This is a genomic window from Kocuria sp. MNB10 (assembly GCF_054073685.1).
In genome coordinates, this window is the sequence record NZ_CM133411.1 from 2,379,627 (window position 1) to 2,403,794 (window position 24,168).

At 69.3% G+C, this 24,168-nt stretch carries 21 protein-coding genes and 1 tRNA gene; 20 read left to right on the plus strand and 2 right to left on the minus strand.

What is annotated here, in order from left to right:
- Nucleotides 1-72: 72 nt before the first annotated feature.
- The 4 genes from ACW9PK_RS10825 to ACW9PK_RS10840 are packed head-to-tail and all read left to right on the plus strand — an operon-like array spanning nucleotide 73 to nucleotide 3,313.
- Entirely contained in the window at nucleotides 73-1,059 is a 987-nt protein-coding gene (locus tag ACW9PK_RS10825) for an ABC transporter substrate-binding protein (RefSeq protein ID WP_064845344.1), read from the plus strand.
- A 5-nt stretch (nucleotides 1,060-1,064) separates the two neighbouring features.
- A complete protein-coding gene (locus tag ACW9PK_RS10830) occupies nucleotides 1,065-2,024 on the plus strand; it encodes an ABC transporter permease (RefSeq protein WP_085106359.1) in 960 nt (319 codons plus the stop codon).
- A 4-nt stretch (nucleotides 2,025-2,028) separates the two neighbouring features.
- Complete coding sequence (locus ACW9PK_RS10835; RefSeq protein ID WP_144998089.1) at nucleotides 2,029-2,937, plus strand: ABC transporter ATP-binding protein; 909 nt, start codon at nucleotides 2,029-2,031, stop codon at nucleotides 2,935-2,937.
- 4 nt (nucleotides 2,938-2,941) lie between these two features.
- Complete coding sequence (locus ACW9PK_RS10840) at nucleotides 2,942-3,313, plus strand: hypothetical protein (protein ID WP_064845341.1); 372 nt, start codon at nucleotides 2,942-2,944, stop codon at nucleotides 3,311-3,313.
- Nucleotides 3,314-3,410: 97 nt separating this feature from the next.
- Here ACW9PK_RS10840 and ACW9PK_RS10845 read toward each other — a convergent pair.
- Nucleotides 3,411-3,486 (minus strand) — tRNA-Arg (locus tag ACW9PK_RS10845).
- Between the two features lie 123 nt (nucleotides 3,487-3,609).
- Between ACW9PK_RS10845 and argS the strand changes: the two genes are divergently transcribed.
- The 9 genes from argS to ACW9PK_RS10890 all read left to right on the plus strand — a co-directional run bounded on the left by argS (nucleotide 3,610) and on the right by ACW9PK_RS10890 (nucleotide 16,039).
- Complete coding sequence (gene argS, locus ACW9PK_RS10850; RefSeq protein WP_167318347.1) at nucleotides 3,610-5,280, plus strand: arginine--tRNA ligase; 1,671 nt, start codon at nucleotides 3,610-3,612, stop codon at nucleotides 5,278-5,280.
- Nucleotides 5,281-5,284: 4 nt separating this feature from the next.
- The gene (gene lysA, locus ACW9PK_RS10855) at nucleotides 5,285-6,715 is read left to right on the plus strand and encodes a diaminopimelate decarboxylase (RefSeq protein ID WP_457015847.1); all 1,431 of its coding nucleotides are present in this window, start codon (nucleotides 5,285-5,287) and stop codon (nucleotides 6,713-6,715) included.
- Nucleotides 6,716-6,885: 170 nt separating this feature from the next.
- Nucleotides 6,886-8,202: a homoserine dehydrogenase gene (locus tag ACW9PK_RS10860; protein WP_457015848.1), complete on the plus strand. Its 1,317-nt coding sequence runs from the start codon at nucleotides 6,886-6,888 to the stop codon at nucleotides 8,200-8,202.
- A 62-nt stretch (nucleotides 8,203-8,264) separates the two neighbouring features.
- On the plus strand, nucleotides 8,265-9,374 hold the full coding sequence (gene thrC, locus ACW9PK_RS10865) for a threonine synthase (protein ID WP_064845337.1): 1,110 nt from the start codon (nucleotides 8,265-8,267) through the stop codon (nucleotides 9,372-9,374).
- Between the two features lie 89 nt (nucleotides 9,375-9,463).
- Nucleotides 9,464-10,426: a homoserine kinase gene (gene thrB / locus ACW9PK_RS10870; RefSeq protein ID WP_231885434.1), complete on the plus strand. Its 963-nt coding sequence runs from the start codon at nucleotides 9,464-9,466 to the stop codon at nucleotides 10,424-10,426.
- Between the two features lie 291 nt (nucleotides 10,427-10,717).
- Nucleotides 10,718-12,868: a transcription termination factor Rho gene (rho, locus tag ACW9PK_RS10875; RefSeq protein ID WP_457015850.1), complete on the plus strand. Its 2,151-nt coding sequence runs from the start codon at nucleotides 10,718-10,720 to the stop codon at nucleotides 12,866-12,868.
- Between the two features lie 48 nt (nucleotides 12,869-12,916).
- On the plus strand, nucleotides 12,917-14,023 hold the full coding sequence (prfA, locus tag ACW9PK_RS10880) for a peptide chain release factor 1 (RefSeq protein WP_144998098.1): 1,107 nt from the start codon (nucleotides 12,917-12,919) through the stop codon (nucleotides 14,021-14,023).
- Nucleotides 14,024-14,029: 6 nt separating this feature from the next.
- Complete coding sequence (gene prmC, locus ACW9PK_RS10885; protein WP_085106351.1) at nucleotides 14,030-14,902, plus strand: peptide chain release factor N(5)-glutamine methyltransferase; 873 nt, start codon at nucleotides 14,030-14,032, stop codon at nucleotides 14,900-14,902.
- 108 nt (nucleotides 14,903-15,010) lie between these two features.
- A complete protein-coding gene (locus tag ACW9PK_RS10890; RefSeq protein ID WP_085106350.1) occupies nucleotides 15,011-16,039 on the plus strand; it encodes an L-threonylcarbamoyladenylate synthase in 1,029 nt (342 codons plus the stop codon).
- A 127-nt stretch (nucleotides 16,040-16,166) separates the two neighbouring features.
- On the opposite strand, the gene ACW9PK_RS10895 is transcribed toward ACW9PK_RS10890, so the two are convergent.
- Nucleotides 16,167-17,135: an NAD-dependent epimerase/dehydratase family protein gene (locus ACW9PK_RS10895; protein WP_085106384.1), complete on the minus strand. Its 969-nt coding sequence runs from the start codon at nucleotides 17,133-17,135 to the stop codon at nucleotides 16,167-16,169.
- Between the two features lie 245 nt (nucleotides 17,136-17,380).
- On the opposite strand from ACW9PK_RS10895, the gene ACW9PK_RS10900 reads away from it, so the two are divergent.
- The 7 genes from ACW9PK_RS10900 to atpB are packed head-to-tail and all read left to right on the plus strand — an operon-like array spanning nucleotide 17,381 to nucleotide 24,058.
- The gene (locus ACW9PK_RS10900; protein ID WP_457015851.1) at nucleotides 17,381-18,313 is read left to right on the plus strand and encodes a glycosyl transferase; all 933 of its coding nucleotides are present in this window, start codon (nucleotides 17,381-17,383) and stop codon (nucleotides 18,311-18,313) included.
- Entirely contained in the window at nucleotides 18,300-19,157 is an 858-nt protein-coding gene (locus ACW9PK_RS10905) for a glycosyltransferase (RefSeq protein WP_457015852.1), read from the plus strand. The genes ACW9PK_RS10900 and ACW9PK_RS10905 overlap by 14 nt, the downstream gene beginning before the upstream one ends.
- A gap of 26 nt (nucleotides 19,158-19,183) precedes the next feature.
- Nucleotides 19,184-21,142 carry a polysaccharide biosynthesis protein gene (locus ACW9PK_RS10910; protein WP_312797344.1) on the plus strand — a complete coding sequence of 653 codons (1,959 nt, stop codon included), beginning with the start codon at nucleotides 19,184-19,186 and terminating at the stop codon, nucleotides 21,140-21,142.
- Nucleotides 21,139-22,269, plus strand: coding sequence for an MraY family glycosyltransferase (locus ACW9PK_RS10915; protein ID WP_457015854.1), 1,131 nt, complete (start codon nucleotides 21,139-21,141; stop codon nucleotides 22,267-22,269). Before ACW9PK_RS10910 ends, ACW9PK_RS10915 begins: the two co-directional genes overlap by 4 nt.
- Nucleotides 22,266-22,859: a hypothetical protein gene (locus ACW9PK_RS10920; protein WP_085106347.1), complete on the plus strand. Its 594-nt coding sequence runs from the start codon at nucleotides 22,266-22,268 to the stop codon at nucleotides 22,857-22,859. The genes ACW9PK_RS10915 and ACW9PK_RS10920 overlap by 4 nt, the downstream gene beginning before the upstream one ends.
- Nucleotides 22,856-23,236 (plus strand): hypothetical protein, encoded by a 381-nt coding sequence (locus ACW9PK_RS10925; protein WP_064845328.1) that lies wholly within the window; start codon nucleotides 22,856-22,858, stop codon nucleotides 23,234-23,236. The genes ACW9PK_RS10920 and ACW9PK_RS10925 overlap by 4 nt, the downstream gene beginning before the upstream one ends.
- Nucleotides 23,237-23,266: 30 nt before the next feature.
- Nucleotides 23,267-24,058 carry a F0F1 ATP synthase subunit A gene (atpB, locus tag ACW9PK_RS10930; protein ID WP_144930710.1) on the plus strand — a complete coding sequence of 264 codons (792 nt, stop codon included), beginning with the start codon at nucleotides 23,267-23,269 and terminating at the stop codon, nucleotides 24,056-24,058.
- Nucleotides 24,059-24,168: the final 110 nt, after the last annotated feature.

Consider the following 24,168-nt stretch of genomic DNA (forward strand, 5'->3'; position numbering starts at 1 on the left):
GCGTCTCTTTTTCGACCGATTGTTAGATAATATCCACTCATCATTGATCCTCGGGGAAAGGAACTACCCGTCATGAAGCGTTTACTCCCGGTCGCCGCCGTGGCCACCACCGCGGCGTTGCTGCTCACAGGTTGCGGATCCGACAACGGTGGGCAGTCCGGTGAGACCAAGAAGGTCACCGTGGGCATCTCGCAGTTCGTGGAGCACCCCTCGCTCGACGCCGCCCGCGAAGGTTTCGTGCAGGCCCTCAAGGACGGCGGCTACACGGAGGGTGAGAACCTGACCCTGGACGTGCAGAACGCCTCCGGCGACCAGGCCACCGCGACCAACATCGCCTCCAACTTCGCGTCCTCCAACGACGATCTGATCCTGGGCATCGCCACGCCGTCCGCCCAGTCCCTGGCCCAGGCCGTCACGGACAAGCCCGTCCTGTTCACCGCCGTGACCGATCCCGTGGACGCGGGGCTCGTGAACTCCATGGATGCGCCCGGCGCCAACGTCACCGGCACCACGGACATGAACCCCGTGGCCGAGCAGATCCAGCTCATCAAGAAGCTCAAGTCTGGCGCCAAGTCCGTGGGCATCATCTACAGCTCCGGTGAGACCAACTCCCAGGTGCAGGTGGACGAGGCCAAGAAGGCCGCGCAGGCCGAGGGTCTGAAGGTTGAGGAGAAGACCGTGACCACCACGGCGGAGGTGGCCCAGGCCGCCGAGTCCTTCGACACCGACTCCATCTACGTGCCCACCGACAACAAGGTCGTAGCCGGGCTCGAGGCCGTGATCTCCGCCGCGGAGGCCAAGAAGATCCCGTTGATCGCGGGTGAGGGCGACTCCGTGGAGCGCGGTGCCCTGGCAACCCAGGGGATCAACTACACGGACCTGGGCAAGCAGACCGGTGAGATGGCGGTGCGCATCCTCAAGGACGGCGCCAAGCCCGGCGAGATGGCCGTGGAGTCCCAGAAAGAGACCAAGCTCATCATTAACGCCAAGGCCGCCAAGGCCATGGGCGTGGAGATCCCGCAGAGCCTGCGGGACCAGGCCGACCAGGTCATCGAGTAACGCCGGTGATCGCCGGAATCGAACTGGGGCTGATCTACGCGATCATGGCCCTGGGCGTGTACCTCACGTTCCGCGTGCTGGACTTCCCGGACCTGACCGTGGACCAGTCCTTCACGAGCGGGGCGGCCACCGCGGCCATGGTGATCCTGCACGGCGGCAGCCCGTGGTTCGCGACCGTCGTGGGCTTCGTGGTCGGCGCCTTCGCCGGTCTGATCACCGCGCTGCTGCACACCAAGGCGCGAATCAACGGGTTGCTCGCGGGCATCCTGACCATGACCGCCCTGTACTCCGTGAACCTGCGGCTTATGGGTGGCAAGGCGAACCTCGCGCTGTTGCGCGAGGAGACCGTCTTCACGCCCCTGCGCGAGGCCGGGCTGCAGGGGACGGTCGTAGGAGTGCTGTTGTTGTTGGTCGGTGTGCTGCTCGTGAAGCTCGCACTGGACTGGTTCCTGTACACGGACGCCGGCCTGGCCATGCAGGCCACGGGTGACAACCCGGAGATGATCCGTTCCTTCGGGGTGAATACGGACCGGCAGAAGATCCTCGGTCTGTGCCTGTCCAACGCCCTCGTGGGCTTGTCCGGTGCCCTGATCGCGCAGTACCAGGGCTTCGCGGACATCGGCATGGGCATCGGCATGATCGTCGTGGGCCTCGCCTCCGTGATCCTCGGCCAGGGCATCTTCGGCACGCGCACCGTGGTGATCGCCACGCTCGCGGTGATCCTCGGCTCGGTGCTGTACCGCCTGGTGATCACCGTGGCGCTGCAGGCGGGACTGAACCCCTCGGACATGAAGCTGATCTCCGCGGTGCTCGTGGTGATCGCGCTCGTGCTGCCGCAGCTCGGCGTGTACAAGCGGTGGAAGCGCCACCGCACCCTCAGGGCCGCGCAAGCGGTGCAGGCGGACGTGCGATCCCGCGCCCGGCGCACCGTGGACGCCGGTGTGTCCGGACGAACGGGAGCGTGATCGGATGTTGAACGTACAGGACGTGCACAAGACGTTCTTCGCCGGGACGGTCAACGAACGCGTGGCGTTGAACGGGGTGAGCCTCACGGTCAACCCCGGGGACTTCGTCACGGTCATCGGGTCCAACGGTGCGGGCAAGTCCACCCTGCTCAACACGGTGTCCGGGACGATCATCCCGGACAGCGGCCGGATCATGGTGGGGGACCGGGACGTCACGCGGCTTCCCGAACACCGCAAGGCCACGTGGATCTCCCGGGTGTTCCAGGACCCCATGAAGGGATCCTCGCCCACCCTGAGCATCGAGCAGAACATGGCCATCGCGCAGCGCCGCGGTCGCTCCCGTGGTCTCGCGCGCGGCGTCACCCGCGCCCGACGCCACGAGTTCGAGCAGGAGCTCAAGACCCTCGAACTGGGTCTGGAGCACCGGCTGGGGGCCAAGGTGGGGTTGCTGTCCGGCGGGCAACGCCAGGCGCTGTCCCTGCTCATGGCCACGTTCTCCGCACCCGAGATCTTGTTACTGGACGAGCACACGGCCGCCCTGGATCCCCAGCGTGCGCAGCACGTCACGGAGATCACCGAGCGGATCGTGAACGAGCGTCACCTGACCACGCTCATGGTCACGCACAACATGGACCAGGCCCTGCGGCTGGGCAACCGGCTCATCATGATGCACGAGGGTCGCATCCTTTTCGAGCTGGACGCGCAGCAGAAGGCCGAGGCCACCGTGGCGGATCTGCTCGCCGAGTTCCGCAAGCTGCAAGCGGCCACGGGCGAACCCACCCTGGATGACGCTACGCTTCTGGAGACAGCTCGCAGCGCCGAACCGGCCGGTGCCCCGTCCCGGGGTGCCCCCGCCCACGGCGCCCCAACGGGTGGTTCCTCCGCTCCGGGGGTGTCACCGGAAGGCCATTGATCGTATGAAGCAGCCCCACCGCAGACAACGTTTCACGTCCGTCATCACCGCGGTGGGGCTGCTTTTGTTGTTCGTGTGTTGTTTCACCCTCCCGGAGGCACTCGTGGCCATGAGCCGGGCCGCGGCGGACCACGGGGGAGAGCCCTTGAACACTCGCGGGTGGACCATGATCGCGGTGGGTTTCGGAACCCTCGCGGTGGGTGGCCTGCTCACGATCGTGGGGGTCGTGCTGCGGCGCACGGCTCCACCCCGCCCGGTGGAGGAGGACCAACTGCTCGAAGAGCACTACGGCAGCGACTCCGTGGTCAATGAGTACGACCCACTCGAGCTGAACCCCCACCTGAGGACCCGCGAGCAGCGCCGCGGTCACCGCTGACCCGCTAGCTCGAACCACCCGCGATCCGGGTGCCGGCCCCGTAGGGCGTGGGGGTCCCCAAAATGCGAAAATGCCCTCCCCGAGGGGAGGGCATTCGTGGTGCCCGCGACAGGATTCGAACCTACGACCTTCTGCTCCGGAGGCAGACGCTCTATCCACTGAGCTACGCGGGCGTGCCGTGTCACAGGACCCGAGAACGAGGCCCGCGACGACAACTCGACGATACTACCAGGTCGCGCGGGCGCACCAATCGACGCGGATCGAGCGGGGTGCTCCCGCGCCGTTACACTGGCACAGTGACTCCTGAAGAACTTTCCTCCGCCGTGTCCGCATGCCTGCAAGACGCCGTGGCCGCCGGTGAACTGACCCCGGTGGACGGCGCCGAACTCCCGCACGCGAAGGTGGAGCGACCCAAGAACCGTGAGCACGGGGACTGGGCTACCACCGTGGCCATGCAGGTGGCCAAGAAGGTGGGCCGTTCCCCCCGGGACGTCGCGCAGATCCTCTCCGAGCGCCTGTCGGCCGTCCCCGGTGTGAAGACGGTGGACATCGCCGGTCCGGGCTTCCTCAACGTCACGCTCGACGCCGCCGCGGCCGGTGAGCTCGCGCAGTCGATCGTGGAACAGGGGCGCGCCTTTGGGACCGCGGATACCCTGTCCGGCACGACCATCAACCTCGAGTTCGTCTCCGCGAACCCCACCGGTCCGATCCACCTGGGTGGCACGCGGTGGGCCGCCGTGGGTGACTCCCTGGCCCGGATCCTGGATTCGCAGGGTGCCTCGGTCGTGCGGGAGTACTACTTCAACGACCACGGCAACCAGATCGACCGCTTCGCCCGTTCGCTGCTGGCCCGCGCCCGCGGGGAGGCCGCCCCGGAGGACGGCTACGGCGGGCAGTACATCTCCGAGATCGCGGACGAGGTCCTGGCCCAGCACCCGGACGCCCTGGAATCCGAGGACCCGCAGGAGGTCTTCCGCGCCGCGGGCGTGGAACTGATGTTCGCCCAGATCAAATCCTCGCTGCACGATTTCGGCGTGGACTTCGACGTCTTCTTCCACGAGAACTCGCTGTTCGAGGACGGCCAGGTCGAGAAGCTGCTCGACCAGCTGCGTTCCTCGGACGCGCTGTACTTCGAGGACGGAGCGTGGTGGCTGCGCTCCACCGACCACGGGGACGACAAGGACCGCGTGGTCATCAAGTCGGACGGTCACGCCGCGTACATCGCGGGGGACATCGCCTACTTCAAGAACAAGCGGGACCGCGGTGCGGACCTGTGCATCTACATGCTCGGCGCGGACCACCACGGCTACGTGGCCCGGCTCAAGGCCGCCGCGGCCGCGCTCGGGGACTCCCCGGACGCCGTCGAGGTGCTGATCGGTCAGATGGTCAACCTGGTCAAGGACGGCACCGCGGTGCGGATGTCCAAGCGCGCGGGCACCGTGGTGACCATGGAGGACCTCGTGGAGGCCGTGGGCGTGGACGCCGCGCGGTACTCGCTGACCCGCTATTCCGTGGACTCCAACATCGACATCGATTTGGACGTGCTGACCAAGCGCTCCAACGAGAACCCGGTCTTCTACGTCCAGTACGCCCACGCACGCACGTGCGCTGTGGAACGCAACGCCCACGCCGCCGGTGTCGCGCACACGGACGAGGCCGGTGCCACCCGGTTCGACGCGTCCCTGCTCGAGCACCCGCGTGAAGCGGACCTATTGGCCGCGCTCGGACAGTACCCGTCCGTCGTCGCCCAGGCCGCGGCCCTGCGCGAACCGCACCGCGTGGCGCGCCACCTCGAGGCCCTGGCCGGGGCGTACCACCGCTGGTACGACGCCTGCCGGGTCACCCCGCAGGGCGACGACCCCGTGGCGCCCGTCCACCACACCCGCCTGTGGCTCAACGACGCCGTGCGCCAGGTCCTCGCCAACGGGCTGGACCTGCTGGGCGTCTCCGCTCCCGAAAGGATGTGATCCCATGACCGAACTCGCTCCCGCCCACCCGCTCGCCCCGGCCTGGCTACAGGTCCCCGCGGACCCCGCGACACTGGACCCCGTGGTCTTCACGTCCCAGTACGCCCGGGATGACACGGGGTGCGTCACCGTGGATTCCGTGCCCGTGACCGAGATCGCCGCGCGCCACGGTTCCCCGAGCTACGTGGTCTCTGAACGGACCTTCCGGGACCGCGCCCGCGGTTTCCGCGAGGCGTTCGAGGCCGCCCTGAATCCTCTCGGCGTGGAACTCGAGGTCTACTACGCCTCCAAGGCCCTGCTGAACACCGCCGTGGCGCGGTGGGCCACGGAGGAGGGCCTCAATATCGACACCGCCTCCGGCGGGGAACTCGCCGTGGCGCTCGCCGCGGGTGTGGCCCCGGGCCGGATCGCGTTGCACGGCAACAACAAGTCCGCGGAGGAACTCGACCGGGCCCTCGAGGTGGGCGTGGGACGCATCGTCGTGGACTCGCTCGCCGAGATCGAGCTCGTGGCACGGCTGGCCCGCGACCGCGGCACCCGCGCGCCCGTGATGATCCGCGTGACCCCGGGGGTGCACGCGTCCACGCACGAGTTCATCGCGACCGCCCACGAGGACCAGAAGTTCGGACTCTCGCTGAACCCCGTGCAGGAGGGGGAGGACTCTCCCGCACTCGTGGCCGTGGCTGCATGCGTTGACGCCTCCGATGCACTGGACCTGCGCGGGCTGCACTGCCACATCGGATCCCAGATTTTCGCGGCGGAGGGCTTCGGTCAGGCCGCCGAGCGCGTCTTCGCGCTGCGCGAGACCGTGGCCGAGCGCTGGGACGTGACGCTGCCCGAGATCGACCTGGGTGGCGGCCACGGTGTGGCGTACACCGCCGCGGACAGCCCGCGCGAGGTCGCCGCGATCGCCGCGGACCTCGCCCCGCTACTCACCTCCGTGCTCGAGTCCTCGGACCTGCCCACCCCGCACCTGTCCTTCGAACCGGGCCGGTTCATCGCCGGACCCTCCGGGTGCACGGTCTATACGGTGGGCACCGTCAAGACCGTCACGGTCAGCCCGGGCGTGCAGCGCCGGTACGTGTCCGTGGACGGCGGCATGAGCGACAACGCCCGTCCCGTGCTCTACGACGCCGACTACACCGCCGTGCTCGCCAACCGCGTGTCCGAGGAGGCCCCCGTGCTCTCGCGCGTGGTCGGCAAGCACTGCGAGTCCGGTGACATCGTGGTCAAGGACGTCTACCTCCCCGGGGACGTCACCGCGGGTGACCTGCTCGTGGTGCCCGTGACCGGTGCGTATTGCTGGTCCCTGTCCAGCAATTACAACTGGCTGCCCCGCCCGGGGATCGTGGCGGTCGCACCGGACGGTGCCACCCGCGAGATCGTGCGCCGCGAGTCCCTCACGGATCTGCTCGCCCGCGACACCGGGGTGTGAGCCGCCCGGCGCGGTCGAGGTACGCGAGCGACGTCGCACCCCGCCACCGCGCCGGACGCCGCCCCGCCGCGCCCGCCTCGCCGCGCCCACCGGGCCGCGACCGCCCGCGGGGCGCGGCCCCACCCATTGACACGCCCCGACAGCAAGCCCCCGACAGAACACCAGGAGCCATGAACACTTCACCCGCAACCGACCGCGAGACGCCCGTGCTGAAAGTGGGCCTGCTGGGTGCCGGCACCGTGGGTTCCCAGGTGGCCCGCGTGCTGCTCAACCACGCCCACGAGCTGGCCCTGCGCAGCGGCGTGTGCCTGGAGCTGAGCGGCGTGGCCGTGCGCAATCCGCAAGCCCCGCGGGACACGGAGCTGCCCGCGGAGCTGCTGACCACGAACGTGGACGCGGTGATCGACGCCGCGGACGTGGTGGTGGAGCTGACCGGCGGGATCGAACCCACGCGCACGCGTGTGCTGCGTGCCCTGAACGCCGGGAAGTCCGTGATCACGGGCAACAAGGCGCTGCTCGCCGAGCACGGGCGCGAACTGCACGACGCCGCGGCGGCGTCGGGCGCCCAGTTGTCCTACGAGGCCGCAGTGGCCGGCGCGATCCCCATCGTGCGCCCCATGCGCGACTCGCTCGCGGGGGACCGGGTCAACCGTTTCCTGGGCATCATGAACGGGACCACCAACTTCATCCTGGACCAGATGGACACCACGGGGGCCGCGTTCGACGACGCCCTCGCGCAAGCTCAGGAGCTCGGCTACGCCGAGGCGGACCCCACCGCGGACGTCGAGGGGCACGACGCCGCCGCCAAGGCCGCCGTGCTCGCGTCCCTCGCGTTCCACTCGACCTACACGATCGCGGACGTGCACTGCATGGGGATCACGGGCATCACGGCGCAGGACGTCGCGGCCGCCCGCGAGGCGGGGTACGTGATCAAGCTGCTGTCCGTGGGCGAGCGCTGCGGTGACGGCGTGAATCTGCGCGTGAACCCCGTGATGATCCCGCGCGACCACGTGCTCGCGGGTGTGCACGGCGCGTACAACGCGGTGTTCGTGGAGGCCGCGAACGCGGGTTCCCTCATGTTCTACGGACAGGGCGCGGGTGGTCACCCCACGGCGTCGGCGGTGCTGGGCGACCTCGTCTCCGCGGCGCGCGCGATCGCGCTGGGAGCTCAGGGCATCCCGCTCGACGCCTACGCGGCGCTGCCCGCCGTGAGCATGGACGACGCCACCACGCGGCTGTCCATCACGGTGGCCGTCACGGACCGACTGGGTGCGCTCGCGCAACTGGCCCAGGTGTTCGCGGACCACGGGGTCTCGATCTCCACGATGCTGCAGATCGAGGACCCGGACGCCCCCGGGATGTCCCAGCTGCGGCTCGTGACGCACAGCGGCCGACATGCGTCCCTCATGGCCACGGTCGCGGCCCTGCGCGAGCTGGACGTGGTGCGGGACATCGTGTCCGTCACACCGGTGGAAGCCGGAGAATAATTCTTGAGCGCCCCGCGCACCACGCGGCGCGGGGCCACGATTCGAACCGAGGAGCACGCGGCATGGCACACGTCTGGCAGGGCGTCATCAACGAGTACAAGGACCGGTTGCCGGTCACCAAGCAGACCGAGGTCATCACCATGGGAGAGGGTGGCACCCCTCTGATCCAGGCGCGGGCGCTGTCCGAGCTCACGGGCTCCACGGTGTGGCTCAAGTTCGAGGGCATGAACCCCACCGGTTCGTTCAAGGACCGCGGGATGACCATGGCCATCACCAAGGCCAAGGAGTCCGGGGCCAAGGCCGTGGTGTGCGCGTCCACCGGCAACACGTCCGCATCCGCGGCGGCGTACGCCAAGCAGGCCGGGATGCGCAGCGCGGTGCTCGTGCCGGAGGGCAAGATCTCCATGGGCAAAATGTCCCAGGCCGTGGCCCACGGCGCGGACATCATCCAGATCGACGGCAACTTCGACAACTGCCTGGAGGTCGCGCGCAAGCTCTCCGAGTCCTACCCGGTCTTCCTGGTCAACTCCGTGAACCCGTACCGGATCGAGGGTCAGAAGACCGCGGCCTTCGAGGTCGTGGACACACTGGGCGACGCCCCGGACATCCACGTGCTGCCCGTGGGCAACGCCGGGAACATCACGGCGTACTGGAAGGGCTACCGAGAGTACGCGCAGGAGACCCCGGCCACCTCGGGTGAGACCCTGCCCGCGGTGTCCACCCGCACGCCCGCCATGTGGGGCTTCCAGGCGGAGGGTGCCGCACCTCTCGTGCTGGGCCATCCCGTGACGGAACCGGAGACCATCGCGACCGCGATCCGGATCGGCAACCCCGCGTCCTGGGACACGGCCATCGCCGCGCGTGACGAGTCCGGCGGGCTCATCGACTCCGTGAGCGACGTCGAGATCCTCGAGGCCCACCGCTGGCTCTCGTCCCGCGAGGGCGTGTTCGTGGAACCGGGCTCCGCATCCGGAGTGGCGGGTCTGCTCAAGAAGGCCCGGGCCGGGGAGGTACCCACGGACGCGACGATCGTGGTGACCGTCACGGGCCACGGCCTGAAGGACCCCCAGTGGGCGATCAAGGGCGCCGAGGCCGAGGACCCCACGGCCGCCGAGCCCAAGCGCGTGGCCTTCGACGTGGTCTCCGTGGCCTCGGCCCTCGGCCTGGAATGACCGGCTCCGCCGTGAATAACGCACCGTTGCACGCCACCCGCACCGACGTGTCCGACAGCGCACCCCGCATCGGGAGCGTGCCGGGCGCCATCACGCCCGTGGGTACCACCGTGAGCGTGCGGGTCCCCGGCTCCACGGGCAACGTGGGCCCGGGCTTCGACTCGCTCGGTCTCGCGCTGGGTCACTACGACACCGTGACGCTCACGCGCATCGAGCGCGGACTCGAGTTCGACCTCTCGGGGGAGGGCGCGGCGGGCGTGCCGCGCGGTCCCGAGCACCTGGTGATCCGTGCCATGCAGGCCGCGTTCGACGCCGCCGGGGCCGGTGAGCTGCCCCCGCTGCGCTTGCGCGCCCACAACGCGATCCCGCACGGCCGGGGCATGGGCTCGTCGGCCTCCGCGGTGGTCGCCGGTGTCCTCGCGGCCAACGCGCTGCTCCCCGCGTCCCACCGACTCTCACCGGATGCGGTGCTGCAGGTGTGCTCCCACATGGAGGGACACCCGGACAACGTGGCCCCCACCCTGCTGGGTGGTCTGACGATCTCGTACGAGGACGAAGGCCGTTTCCACAGCGTGCCCGTGCGCGTGCACCCGGACGTGGTCCCCGTGGTCGCGGTGCCCGACTTCGAAGTCGCCACGTCGGTGGCCCGCGGGCTGCTGCCGGAGATGGTCGCGCATCGCACGGCGGCCGTGAACGCCGGCCGCGCGGCGCTTCTGGTTGCGGCCCTGGGCGAACGGCCCGAGTTGCTCGTGCCCGCGACGTTCGACCTGCTGCACCAGCCCTACCGCGCACAGGCCATGGCACCGAGCTGCGAGCTCATGACCCGATTGCGCGACCTCGGTCACGCCGCCCTGATCTCGGGTGCGGGCCCCACCGTGCTCACGCTCGCGAACGGCGCGGAGCACGCTGGGCGCGTGGCTGCGGCAATCGAGGAGATCGCGGCGGACGCGGCGTCGTCGGCGCACGAGTACCAGGGGCGAACGGTGACGTGGCGTGTTCATGTCCTGCGGGTGCCCGAAGAGGGTGCTAAAGTGAGCGTATCCACGCAATAGGCCCCGGGTTCGCGTCCGTGTCGGACAGTGCAGCCCCGCAGCCGAGCCTCGTGCGCAGTTCCTCAACGCAGGTGTTCGACCGCGTCGCCTCTCTGCGATCCTCTTCCGCGTAGACCAGCCACCTCTGTAATGTGGCGTCCCGGCTCCGCGGGAGATTCGGGGGACTTCATTGCTGATGACGCGCGCCTCCGGCGCGCACTTTCGTGGCCCGCCGCGGGTGGCCCACACCATCATCGTCGGGTTGCTGGCGATCTGAGTGCCGCAACCCCCATCGAGTCAGAAGGAAGCTTCGTGACAGAAACCACCGCCCCCGAACAGGGAACGGACACCTCGAACGCCCAGAGCACCGGTCTGTCCGGGCTCAAACTCGCGCAGCTGCAGGCCCTCGCGGCCCAGTTGGGCATTACCGGCGCGCGCCGCATGCGCAAGTCCCTGCTGGTCGAGGCCATCGAGGCCCACCAGCGCGGGGGCGCCGTCGCCGAGCGCGACAAAGCCGTGGAGGCCAAGATCGAGCAGACCGCTCGCAAGGCCTCCCAGCGTCACTCCTCCGACGCTCCGCAGTCGTCCTCCGCCGACGACGCTCCGCAGTCGTCCTCCGCGGACGCCGCGTCCGCGGACGCGGCGTCGTCGGACTCCTCCTCGAAGCCCCAGGAAGGCTCGGAGGGCGAGAACGGCGAACAGAACGTCCCGCGGCAGGGCGGTTCGCGCCGTTCCCGGCGCGCCACGGCCAGCGGCACCGGTGAGCACGGGCGCTCCGGCCAGGACCGTTCCGCCCAGAACCAGCAGGACAAGGACCAGGCGGAGAAGGGCCGGGACGAGTCCGGGCAGGACTCCGCCCAGGGCTCTGACGACTCCGGCAACGAGTCCGGGCGCGGCCAGCGCAACCAGCGCGGTCGCCGCAACGAGAAGTCCGAGCAGAACGGCTCGTCCCAGGACGAGAACCGGCGCGAGAACAAGCAGGGTCAGGTGGACGGTTCCCGCCACGCCAACCACCAGAAGGATTCCAAGGACAACGGTCAGGACCGGGACAACCGCCGTGACTCCAAGGGCCAAGGCGGTTCCAACGATTCCGGTGACCCCAAGGACGGCGGTCAGGACAACCAGAACCGCAACGACCGGCGCAACCGCAACAACAACGATCGCAACAACGACGGTGAGGGCAACTCCCGCCGCAACCGGCGCAACCGCAATCGCAACGATCGCAACGACCGTAACGATCGCAACGACCGCAACGAGCGGCGCAACCGTCGCAACCGGCACAACGGTCCGGACGTGGACGACGTCGAGATCACCGAGGACGACGTCCTGCTGCCCGTGGCGGGCATCCTGGACGTGCTCGACAACTACGCGTTCGTGCGCACCTCGGGCTACCTGCCCGGCCCGTCGGACGTGTACGTGAGCCTGTCCCAGGTCAAGAAGAACAACCTGCGCAAGGGCGACGCGATCGTGGGTGCCATCCGTGCTCCCCGCGAGGGCGAACAACACAACAACTCGCGCCAGAAGTTCTCCGCGCTCGTGCAGCTGACCACGGTCAACGGCCGCAAGCCCGAGGAGAACAAGGACCGGGTCGAGTTCAACAAGCTCGTCCCGCTGTACCCCCAGGAGCGGCTGCGCCTGGAGACCGAGCCCAAGAAGATCGGTCCCCGCGTGGTGGATCTCGTGGCCCCGATCGGCAAGGGCCAGCGCGGTCTGATCGTTTCCCCGCCCAAGGCCGGTAAGACGCTCATGCTGCAGTCGATCGCCAACGCGATCACGACCAACAACCCCGAGGTCCACCTCATGATGGTGCTCGTGGACGAGCGCCCCGAAGAGGTCACGGACATGCAGCGCACGGTCAAGGGTGAGGTTATCGCCTCGACCTTCGACCGGCCTGCGGACGACCACACCACGGTCGCGGAGCTCGCGATTGAGCGGGCCAAGCGCCTGGTGGAGATGGGCATGGACGTGGTGGTCCTGCTGGACTCCATGACCCGCCTGGGCCGCGCGTACAACCTCTCGGCACCGGCGTCCGGCCGCATCCTCTCCGGTGGTGTGGACTCCGCCGCGCTGTACCCGCCCAAGAAGTTCTTCGGCGCCGCGCGCAACATCGAGAACGGTGGCTCGCTGACCATCCTCGCGACCGCGCTCGTGGAGACCGGGTCCAAGATGGACGAGGTCATCTTCGAGGAGTTCAAGGGCACGGGCAACATGGAACTGCGCCTGTCCCGCCAGCTCGCGGACCGGCGGATCTTCCCGGCCGTGGACGTCAATTCCTCCGGTACCCGCCGCGAGGAGAACCTGCTGTCCGCGGACGAGATCAAGATCATGTGGCGGCTGCGCCGCGTGCTCTCCGGTCTGGAACAGCAGCAGGCCCTGGAACTGCTCACGAGCAAGCTGCGGGATACCCAGTCCAACACCGAGTTCCTGCTGCAGGTCCAGAAGACCACGCTGGCCGGTCACTAGGAACCCGCGAGCACCGCGTTCCACCCGTCGATCCCAGGAGAGCACCGTATGTCCGACCCCGTTCAGCCGCTGCTGGATGAGCACGCCGAGCTCCAGCGCGCCCTGGCGGATCCCGCCGTCCACGCGGACGCGAGCAAGGCCAGGAAACTGGGTCGGCGCTACTCCGAACTCAACGGCATCGTTGAGGCGCATCGCCGGGTGGAACGCATCTCCGAGGACCTGGGCGCCGCGCGCGAGCTCGGGAGCGTGGATCCCGAACTCGCCGCGGAGGTCAAGCCCCTTGAGGACGAGCTCGTCGTGGCGCGCGAGGAACTGCGCCGCAAGCTCATTCCGCGGGACCCGGACGACGGCCGCAACGTGATCCTCGAGGTCAAGGCGGGTGAGGGCGGGGACGAATCCGCCCTGTTCGCCGGGGACCTACTGCGCATGTACATGCGTTTCGCGGAACAGTCCGGGCTCAAGACCGAGATCCTCTCGTCAACCCCCACCGAACTGGGCGGCTACAAGGACGTCCAGCTCGCGGTCAAGGGGTCCTCCTCCGATCCGGCCGAGGGCGCGTGGGCCCGGTTCAAGTACGAGGGCGGGGTGCATCGCGTGCAGCGGGTGCCCGTGACCGAGTCCCAGGGGCGCGTGCACACGTCCGCTGCGGGGGTGCTGGTCTTCCCCGAGGTGGACGAGCCGGACGAGATCGACATCAACCAGAACGACCTCAAGATCGACGTCTACCGGTCCTCGGGTCCGGGTGGGCAGTCGGTGAACACCACGGATTCCGCGGTGCGGATCACGCACGTCCCTACGGGCATCGTGGTGTCCATGCAAAACGAGAAGTCCCAGCTGCAGAACCGTGAGGCGGCCATGCGCGTATTGCGCGCCCGGTTGCTCGCGCACCAGCAGGAACAGATCGACGCCGAGAACGCCGCAGCCCGCAAGTCGCAGGTGCGCACCGTGGACCGTTCGGAACGCATCCGCACCTACAACTTCCCCGAGAACCGCATCGCGGACCACCGCACCGGGTACAAGGCCTACAACCTGGACCACGTCCTGGACGGCGCATTGGAACCCGTGATCGCCTCCGCCGTGGAACTGGACGAGAAGCACCGGTTGGAACAACTGGGTCAGGACTCCGCACAGCACGGGTCCGTGGGCGGGAAGTAACTTCCCGTGGCCACGACTCTCGCCCAGGCGATCGCGTGGGGCCGGTCCCGGTTGCTTCGCGCGGGTGTGGCCTCCCCGGACGTCGACGCCGTGTTGCTCGCCGCCCACACGCTGGGCCTGGGCCGCGGGGACACCGAAGCGCGGGCCATCCTGGGCGCGCCGGAACCGCACGGGTACCGCGACCTCGTGGAACGCCGCGCACGGCGTGAGCCCCTGCAACACATCACGGGCACGGCCCCGTTCCGTAAGCTCGAGCTCGCGGTGGGTCCCGGGGTCTTCGTCCCCCGCCCGGAGACCGAACTGCTCGTCCAATTGACCCTGGATCTGGTGCGCGTATGGCGCGGGGCCGGCGAGACCCACCCGGGGGTCATCGACCTCGGGACGGGCAGTGGCGCGATAGCCCTGGCCGTGGCGAGCGAGGATCCCGCGAGTCGGGTCACCGCCGTGGAACGCGAACCGGCCGCACTGGAGTGGACCCGGCGCAATCTGGCGGGCTCCCGCGTGCGCTTGCTCGAATCCGACTACCGCGATGTCACGGTCGAGTCGGCGGGGCGGTTCTGCGTGGTCGTGACCAACCCACCCTACGTCCCGGACGGTGAGATCCCGGAGGATCCCGAGGTACGCGATTACGATCCACCCACGGCGCTGTACGGCGGGGACGAGACCGGGATGACGTTCCCGTGCGCCGCGATGGACACCGCCGTGCGGATCCTGCGTCCGGGCGGTTCGTTCGTCATGGAACACGCCGAGTCCCAGGTCGCGGCCGTCGCCCGCGCCCTCGAGGACCGGGGGTTCCGGGACATCCACACGCACCACGACCTGACCGACCGCCCGCGGGCCACGACCGCCACGCTGCCGGGGCCGGGGCCGGGGGGCTGAGAGACCGGGCGCCGCAGCGCCGTCGTGCCGGGAGACGTACCGTGAACGGGACGGCCGGGTGCGCGGAGCACGGGAAGAACACGAAACACGTCAGCAGAGGAGTTGCTCGTGAGTGAGATCCGATCCTGCGGGACCCCGCAGGAACTCGAAGCGGCCGTGACCGAGGCCGCGGGCGTCGTCGCGGACGGCGAATGCCTCGTGCTGCCCACGGACACCGTCTACGGCATCGGCTGCGATGCGTTCTCGGCGCCCGGTGTCCAGGGACTGCTGGGCGCCAAGGGCCGCACGCGGGAAATGCCCCCGCCCGTGCTGATCGCCCGCCCCGAGGTGATCGACGGCCTCGCGGACCAGATCTCCGACGACGCCCGCGCGCTCGCGCAGGCGTTCTGGCCCGGCGCCCTCACGATCATCTGCTGGGCCCAGCCCACCCTGGGTTGGGACCTGGGGGAGACCCATGGGACAGTGGCGCTACGCGTTCCCGACGACGCCGTGACCCGCGCCGTCCTCGAACGCGTGGGTCCCATGGCCGTGTCCTCCGCCAACCGGACGGGGATGCCCGCCGCGCGCACCGCCGAGCAGGCCCGCGAGATGCTGCAGGACCGCGTGGCGCTCTACCTCGACGACGGTCCGCGGCCCGCGGGTGAGGTACCCGCCGGTGCGCAGGACGTGGCCTCGACCATCGTGGACTGCACGGGGGAGACGCCCGTGGTGCTGCGCCACGGCGCGATCACGCTGGCGCGGCTGCGCGAGGTCGTCCCGAACGTGGACGGCGGCACCGAACCGGCAGCTGCGGCGACCGGTGAGAGCCCGGAGGCGGCCGCTGCAGCCGGCGGTGCCGGCGCGGCGGTCTCGGACGACGACGCCGCGGCGTCGACACAGTCCGCGCGTCAGAACCCCGAAGCGAATGCACCGGAATCGTTCGGCGAGGGCGCGGCCCTCTCGGCCGGCTCGACTCCCGCGGACGAGGACCTCGTGACCGACCTGGTCCGCAGTTCCCCCGCGGAGGCCCGTCCGTTCGTGGACCAGGGACGGGAACGCACACCGGACACCGAGCCGCGCTGGGACGGGACCGGGGCACTGAGCATGGAGGAGGCGCAGCGGCTCGTCGCCGGGGAACCCGAGAACCACGGGGCCTGAACAACAGGCGACTTGACGAGACGATCCCCGCACCATCCCATGACGGGTACGGTGCGGGGATCGTTCTGTCAGCGCGGGAGTGCTCCGGACCGGGCGCGGCCGCGCTGCGAAGAACCCAACGCGCGGCTCAGCGACCCAGCGCGAGGTGCGCCTGGCGCAGCACCTCCTGCACGTGGGGCTCGGGGAGCACACCGTTCTCGTGGGCCCACCCGGGGACCTGGCGCTGACCGAACCACGTAACCTCCAGGCGGCGGATGAGCCCGCCGTAGCGGTAACCGGCAGCGGCCGAGGCCGTGCGCGCGGTCGCGATCACCGCCCGGCACACCCAGGACGGCAGCTGCAGGGGGTGGCGGCGTCCGGCGTCGCGCAGCACGGAACCGGTCGTGGCGCCCTCCCACGGTTGCAGGATCACGGGGGGCAGGACCTCAGGGAACTCGCCCACGGCCACCGTGAACTGCGCGAGGGCGGTCACGGAGGTCACGGGGGTGGGGGCGGAACCGTCCCCGGCGACCGAGCTCAGGGGCGAGGACGCGAACCGTGCGAGCATGCGCGTGGTGCGCCGCCCGCTGCCCATCACGGACGTCGCGCGGATGACGCTCAACTGCGGAGCGCCGGATTCCTCGCGCCATTGGGAGCGCAACCGGTAGAGCGCGGACTCGCCCAGGGCCTTGGAGAAGGAGTAGGGGGAGAACGGTGCGGTGCGGATGGACTCGTCCAGCACGGGTGCGTCGGCCTGCACGGACGCGGAACTCATGTGGATCACCCGGCGCACGCCCGTGCGGTGGGCGGCGAGCGCCACGAGGACGGGAAGCAGCGCGTTAGCCCCGGTGAGGGACTGCTGGTGCGTCTGATCGGGGGCGGCCAGACCGGCGGCGTTGACCACCACGTCCGCGCCGGCGAAGGAATCGGCCAGGTAGTCGATCACGGACTCGAGGCGGTGCGCGTGCTCAATGAGGTGGTGCACCGTGGTCGCGGGCGAGGCCAGTCGGGGGGTGGCCACCGGGGTGACCGGGATGTTCCGGGTCTGCAGGGCAGTGGTGATGGCGGAACCGATGAACCCCGTGGCCCCGAGAACGCGCCAGCTGTGAGCCGTCACTGTTGTGTCTCCTCCTGTGATGGTGTCTTCATCGTACGGTAGCGCCCCGGACCCGTTCTTGGTGGTCAGCCCGTGGTCGTCAGCACGGCACATCACCCGTACGGGTGACGTCGAGGTGGCGTCAAGGTACGCGTTGATAGACTCCCGGAGTTCACCGGCGTGCCGGGCGCCCGCGCGAGCGGCTGCGCGTGCGGCCGCGGTCGAGCACACCTTCCTTGCACATCACGAGTCGTCCCGGGGGCGCCATGACCGAATCCACCGCGCGGGCGAGCGACCGTCCGGACGCGAACGTGAGCGTCGCGTGCGTCACGCAGGACCGCCCCGAGGACGTCGCGGCGCTGATCGACGCGCTGCGCGTCCAGACCGGCCCGATCGCGAGTCTGTGTCTCGTGGACGCCGGGCGCACTGCCCTGGACGAGGCCGCGCTGGGGGAGCGGATCGGGGGAGCCTTCACGCTGCACTACCGCCGCTCCGTGGCCAATCTGGGCGGGGCGGGCGGATTCGCGCTCGCCATTCTCACGGCGCTCGCGAGCGGCGCGGACCAGGTGTGGCTCATGGACGACGACGCCCATCCCGAGGACCCCGAGTGCCTACACACCCTGCGCGAAACAGCGCGCGAGCGGGGGCTCGCCGTGGTGTCACCGCTCATCGTGGCGCCCCAGGACCACGACGCCCTCGCGTTCCCGTTCCGCTTGGACGGTGGGATCACCCACCGTCGCGCGGACCTGGAACCGCTGGGCTTCATCGATTCCTACGCCAATTTCTTCAACGGTGCGCTCATGGACGAGTCCGTGTTCTTCCGGGTGGGGTTGCCGGACCTGAAACTGTTCCTGCGCGGGGATGAGGTCGACTTCCTCGTGCGCCTGCGCAAGAGTGGGCTGCCGTTCGGCACGGTCACGACCACGGCCGTGTCCCACCCGCCGGGCTGGGCCGAGGAACACGTGGTGATCCCCGGCAAGCTGCAGGTGTTGATCCCGCCGGGGGAGTTCAAGCAGCGCCACTTCTTCCGTAACCGCGGGTACGTCTCGTGGCGTTACAAGCGCGTGGTGCAACTGGTCGCGGACGCGATCGGCTACCCCGCCCACTACGCGCGCCACCGTGATCTGCCCGGACTGGTGCGGTGGGCGCGGCTCTACGGCAACGGCATGCGCGGACGTGGTTTCGGTGGCCCTCGCTGACCCGCTGACCCCCGCGCAACTGCCGGCTCGGTTCTCGGTGCTGATCCCCGTGTACGCCGCGGACACCGCCGAGCGGATCCGGCGTGCGGTGGAGTCTAATTCGGTGGAGCAGACCCGCCCGCCCGCGGAGGTGCTGCTCGTCCAGGACGGTCCGGTGCCGACGTCGGTCACGGCGGAGCTCGAGCGGCTCGCGAAAGAATCCCCGATCCCCGTCCGTGTGTTGCGGATCCCGGAGAACGGTGGCCTCGCCCAGGCGCTGACCGTTGCGTTGCCGCGGTGCGCGTACGACGTCGTCGCGCGCGCGGACGCGGACGACGTCTCCTACCCCCGCCGGTTCGAGAGGCAACTGCCCCTGATCGAGGACGGCGCGGACCTCGTGGGTGCGTCCATGCACGAGATCGGCGACGACGAGACTCGGCCCGTCGCGCTGCGCACAGCCCCCGTGGGGGCCGCGCGGATCGCCGCGGTGAGCCGATATCGCAACCCGATCTCCCACCCCACGGTCGTGCTGCGCCGCAGTGCCGCGCTCGTCGTGGGTGGTTACGAGGACGTCCCCATGGCCGAGGACTACTGGTTGTGGACGCGCATGCTCCATGCCGGGGCGGACGTGCGCAACGTGGCGGAACCGCTCGTGGGTTATCGCGTCTCCGCGGGCTCCTACGAACGCCGCGGCGGGTACCGCGTGCTGCGGGCCGAACTGACGTTGCAGCACCGGTTGCGCACCCTGGGCCACGTGGGGTTCCTACAATGGGCCGTGAACGTCATGGTGCGCGGCGGCTACCGATTCGTCCCCCTGAGGGTACGGGAAACGGCGTACCGGCTCATGGTGGGTCACCGCCACTGACCCGCACCCGAAAGGACTACGACTGCATGGTCACCCCCGCAAGCCCCACCCCCCGAGCGGACAAACCGGTCGCGTGGCTGTGGATCCAGATGATCTTGGATTCCGTCGCGTGGATCGTGGCGCTGTGGGTCGCGGCGTTCCTCCGGTTCGAGATGAACGTGGAGCTCATCTCCGTGGGGGGCGTGATCATCACGTGCGTGGTGGCGGTCGTGCTACAACTGCTCGTGGGCTTCTCGTTCGCCCTCTACAAGGGCCGGTACTCGTTCGGCAGTTTCGAGGAGGCCAAGCTGCTCGTGGTCGTGACCGTGATCGTCACGGCACTGCTCGAGGCCGTCCTGCTGGTCTTCGGTGTGGCCCTGTGGATCCCGCGCTCGCTGGGGTTCATCGCGTTCCCGTTCGCGTGCCTGCTGATGGCCGCGTTCCGCTACCTCAAACGCATGTACCAGGAATCCACGGCCAAGCCGGGTGAGCAGGCGCAGAACGTGGTGATCTTCGGTGCGGGCGCGCTGGGCACGTTCCTGGTACACCGCATGATGCAGGACCCCGCCTCGGGTTTCCTGCCCGTGGCCCTGCTCGACGACGACCCCGCCAAGAAGCACCTGCGCATCTCCTCTGTCCCAGTCATGGGCACGCTGCACGACGCCGCGTCCGTCCTGGAGCACACGCGCGCCGGCGTGCTGATCGTGGCCGTCGCGGACGTGGACCCCCGCACCATGCAACGCGTCTCGGAAGCCGTGGAGGGCACCGGGACCCGCGTCATGACCGTCCCGCCCCTGACCGAGATGCTCACCGGCGCAAACCAGAGCGTGGACCTTCGTGACATCTCCATGGAGGACCTCATCGGACGGCGGCCCGTGGACATCCACGTGGAGGCCATTGCGGGGTACGTGACCGGCAAGCGCGTGCTCGTCACGGGCGCGGGTGGGTCGATCGGTTCGGAACTGTGCCGCCAACTCGTGGGTTTCGAACCCGCCGAGCTGATCATGCTGGACCGTGACGAATCCGGATTGCAGGCGACCCAGATCTCCATCACCGGGCGTGGCCTGCTGGACGGCAACGACACCGTGCTCTGTGACATCCGCGATCCGGACGCGCTCACCCGGGTGTTCCAGGACCGCCGGCCCCAGGTGGTCTTCCACGCTGCGGCGCTGAAGCACGTGTCCCTGCTCGAGCAGTACCCGGACGAGGCGTGGAAGACCAACGTCATGGGCTCGCTGCACGTGTTGAGCGCCGCGGCCGCCGTGGACGTGGACGTGTTCGTGAACATCTCCACGGACAAGGCCGCCAACCCCACCACGGCGCTCGGTCACTCCAAGCGCGTGGCGGAGAAACTCACCGCGTGGATGGGGGACCGCACGGGCAAGCGCTACGCGTCCGTGCGCTTCGGCAACGTCTTCGGTTCGCGCGGGTCCATGCTGCCGCTGTTCGCGGAACAGATCCGCCAGGGCGGGCCGATCACCGTGACCCACCCGGATGCCACCCGGTACTTCATGACCATCCCCGAGGCGTGTCAGCTCGTGATCCAGGCCGGTGCGATCGCGCACGGGGGAGAGGTGCTCATCCTGGACATGGGGGAGCCCGTGCGGATCCTGGACATCGCCCGCCGGTTGCGGTCGATGTCCGGGCGCGAGGACATCAACATCGAGATCACCGGGCTGCGCCACGGTGAGAAGCTGCACGAGGACCTCATCGGCACGGGTGAGACCGACGAGCGGCCCTTCCACCCCAAGATCTCCCACGCCAAGGCCGAGCGCCTGGATCCCGCGAACCTGGACCGTCACGTGTGGAAGGTGCGCGGCGGGATGATGTTCACGGGGTCCATCCCGCAGGTCGTGGTGAGCACCCAGCCCAAGGTCACGGACTTCTCCGTGCCGCGCGCCGCCGAGTGCGCCCCGGCCACCGGACCCCGCGCCGAGGACGCGGACGCTGACGGTGCGGACGGCGACGCCGCCGAGGGACACACGGGCTGGAGGCGCCACGCATGAGCACCGTCCTCGCGTCCACCGCGTTCCTGCCCGCCCACGGCGTACCCACGGCCCCCGCGGTCGACACCGGCCCCGCCGCTCTCACGGACGGCCAGGCGCTGAACCTGTTGCTGGCCCTCGCCCCGTGGACACTCGCCGCTGCCTTCATGCTCTCAGTGCTCCTGCCGTTCGCGGTCAAGCCGTTGCTGCGCCGGTGGGGCGTGATCGACATCCCGTCCGACCGGTCCTCGCACTCGCGGCCCGTACTGCGCGGGATGGGACTCGCGGTGGCCATCGCCCTGATCCTCACGTACGGGTTGTCCCTGGGGTTGGGTCTGATCCCCGTGGACCGCTCGCTCGCCCTGTCCGTGCTCGCCATGACCGCGGCCAGCGCGGCCCTGGGCTGGGCCGAGGACTACCGCGGCGTGTCCATCGGAGTCCGGTTGGGCATGCAGGCCCTCGTGGGCGCGCTCGGGACCGCCGCCATGATCGTGGCCCTAGGCATCCCCGCGTGGTGGTGGCCCGTGGGTGTGCTCGCGACCGTGGCCTACGTCAACATCGCCAACTTCATGGACGGTATCAACGGGATCTCCGGGCTGCACGGCGGCGTGGTGGGGCTGTTCTACGCGTGGGCCGGTGCGGCAAACGGGATGCCGTGGATGGTGTGCGCGGGCCTCGCGCTCGCCGGTGCGTTCCTGGGCTTCCTACCGTGGAACCTGGGGCGCGGTACGGTCTTCCTGGGCGACGTCGGCTCCTACGTCCTGGGCGGTGCCATCGCCGCGATCGCGATCGGCGCGTTCCTCTCGGGCGTCTACGTGGAGTACCTGCTGTCCCCGCTGCTGGTCTACCTCGCGGACACCGCCGTGACGCTCGTGCTGCGGATCCGCCGCGGAGAGGTCTGGTACACACCGCACCGGCAGCACGTCTACCAGCGCCTCACGGACGTGGGCCTGTCCCACGTGCAGTCCGCCGCGGTGGTCACGACCGCCACGGCGTGCGTCAGTCTGATCTCCCTCTACGGTCTGCGGGCCGCGGGCACGGGTTCCGTGCTCGCCGGTGTGGCTGTGGTGCTCGTGATCGTGCTGTACCTCGTGTCCCCGGTGCTGCTCGACCGCGCTCGGAGCACCGCACGGAGTTTGCGCCCGTGACCCCTGACCGCGCTCCGCGTTCGTCGGCGGAATCCGCCGCGCACGACGCCGCCCGCTCCCGCCCCCCTTCCTACGCCCGGGGTGTGCGGGCCGGGGCCGTCATGTTCCTGATCCTGGGTGTGATTCTGCTTACACTTTCAGCCGTCGTGGACATGCTCTCGGCACCGCGCTCGGTGCTGCTCGGGGCGGGGATCATCGCGGTCAGCTCCGCAGCCACCGCCCTCGTGGCGGCTCAGATGTACCGCGTGGCACCAGCGGCCACGGCTCCCGCGCTCGCCGCGCTGTACCTCCTCAAGGTGCTCGTGCTGGGCTGGTTCCTGCTGTTCCTGGGGGCCCCGCCGTGGCTCGTCCCGCGCGTGTTCGCCGTGACCGTCCTGGTGTGTCTCGTACTCGCCCTGGCCGGTTTCACCGTGCTGACCCGCGGTGTCACCCGGCAGGACGCGCCCGAGCCCGCACCCCACGCGGCGTCGTCGGCCGTCGAACACGCCCACGACGACGCCGCTGCCGCCCCGTCCGTCCCTCCCGCCCGTGACTCGAGTGGCGGCCGGGCGGGGCACGACCGACCCACTCACGAAAGGCGAACGCCATGAGTTCCGCACCGAACGAGCCGGGAGACCGGCGCCCCAGGGACCTGCGGGGGATGTCAACGCGCATGCGGGACAACGCGCGCAAGGAAACCCTCCACACCGCGGGGGAGCTCGTGGAGCGTGGCGGTCTGGGTGGTGGGATCGCGGTCCTGCTGTACATCGTGGTCGGTGCGGTGTTTTGGAGTTTGGTAGGCTGGTTCCTGGATCACCTACTGGGAACTCGGTGGATTGTGATCGCGGGAGCTGTCTTTGGGGCGGCCGCCGGGGTGTACCTCGGTTATCTTCATATGAGGGACGCCTTGAACCGCAGTACCGCCCCGCAAAAGACCCCGTCGGAGACGAAGAAGTCATCCGGCATGGGCCCCGAGCCCAGAGTGTGACCGGTCTGGATACCGCAGAAAGGACCCGTATTGAACCCCGCCCTGAGGATTCCGGCCGAATTCGTGGCCCCGACCACGGAAGATGCGCATCTGCCCCCGTTCTTCGAAGTGGGTTCCTTCGCCCTCGGTAAGCACTCGTTGCTGATCCTGTTGTCGGTCGTTCTGATCGCCGCGTTCTTCATGTACGTGGTGCGGCGGCGAGCGCTGGTCCCCACCAAGGGCCAGTACCTGGGTGAGATGGGCTACGGGCTCGTGCGTAACCACCTGGGTCGCGACATCATCGGCGAGAAGGACTTCCGCCCGTTCGTGCCCCTGCTGTTCACCTTCTTCTTCTTTATCCTGGTGAACAACCTCTTCGGGTCCATCCCCGTCCTTCAGCTGCCCACGTTCTCGCACCCCGGCACCGCGTACGTCTTCGCGGCAATCGCCTACGTCGTGTGGGTCGGGGTCGGCATCAAGCGCCACGGTCTGGGCCACTTCATGGCCAAGATGACCATGCCGCCGAACGTCCCCAAGGTCCTGTACCTCATCCTGATCCCGCTCGAGTTCCTCTCGAACATGATCATCCGCCCCGTGACCCACGCACTGCGTGTGTTCGCCACCATGTTCGCCGGCCACATGGCCATCATGGTCGCGGCGGCCTTCATGGCGTACCTCGCCACCGAGGTGGGCGGCGCCCTGGGCATCGGCGGTTCGATCTTCGGTCTGGTCCTCGGACTGTTCATCTACTTCCTGGAGGTTCTGATCCAGATCCTTCAGGCCTACATCTTCACCCTGCTGTTCGCCGTGTACGTACAGGGCGCACTGCAGGAGGGGCACTAGCCCCACGAAGGAGCGCGACCTCCGGGCCGCTCACGTGACCATCGACCATTCACGGTTTCCCGTAATGGCACCACGGCCCGCTCCAGCGGGCACCCAGAAAGGAAATATCC

Excerpts from the sequence above, each read along its gene's own strand:
- ACW9PK_RS10825 (WP_064845344.1), top strand. The coding sequence starts at position 73 with ATGAAGCGTTTACTCCCGGTCGCCGCCGTGGCCACCACCGCGGCGTTG.
- ACW9PK_RS10835 (WP_144998089.1), top strand. The coding sequence starts at position 2,029 with ATGTTGAACGTACAGGACGTGCACAAGACGTTCTTCGCCGGGACGGTC.
- ACW9PK_RS10840 (WP_064845341.1), top strand. The coding sequence starts at position 2,942 with ATGAAGCAGCCCCACCGCAGACAACGTTTCACGTCCGTCATCACCGCG.
- lysA (WP_457015847.1), top strand. The coding sequence starts at position 5,285 with ATGACCGAACTCGCTCCCGCCCACCCGCTCGCCCCGGCCTGGCTACAG.
- ACW9PK_RS10860 (WP_457015848.1), top strand. The coding sequence starts at position 6,886 with ATGAACACTTCACCCGCAACCGACCGCGAGACGCCCGTGCTGAAAGTG.
- thrC (WP_064845337.1), top strand. The coding sequence starts at position 8,265 with ATGGCACACGTCTGGCAGGGCGTCATCAACGAGTACAAGGACCGGTTG.
- prfA (WP_144998098.1), top strand. The coding sequence starts at position 12,917 with ATGTCCGACCCCGTTCAGCCGCTGCTGGATGAGCACGCCGAGCTCCAG.
- ACW9PK_RS10900 (WP_457015851.1), top strand. The coding sequence starts at position 17,381 with ATGACCGAATCCACCGCGCGGGCGAGCGACCGTCCGGACGCGAACGTG.
- ACW9PK_RS10910 (WP_312797344.1), top strand. The coding sequence starts at position 19,184 with ATGGTCACCCCCGCAAGCCCCACCCCCCGAGCGGACAAACCGGTCGCG.
- ACW9PK_RS10915 (WP_457015854.1), top strand. The coding sequence starts at position 21,139 with ATGAGCACCGTCCTCGCGTCCACCGCGTTCCTGCCCGCCCACGGCGTA.
- ACW9PK_RS10925 (WP_064845328.1), top strand. The coding sequence starts at position 22,856 with ATGAGTTCCGCACCGAACGAGCCGGGAGACCGGCGCCCCAGGGACCTG.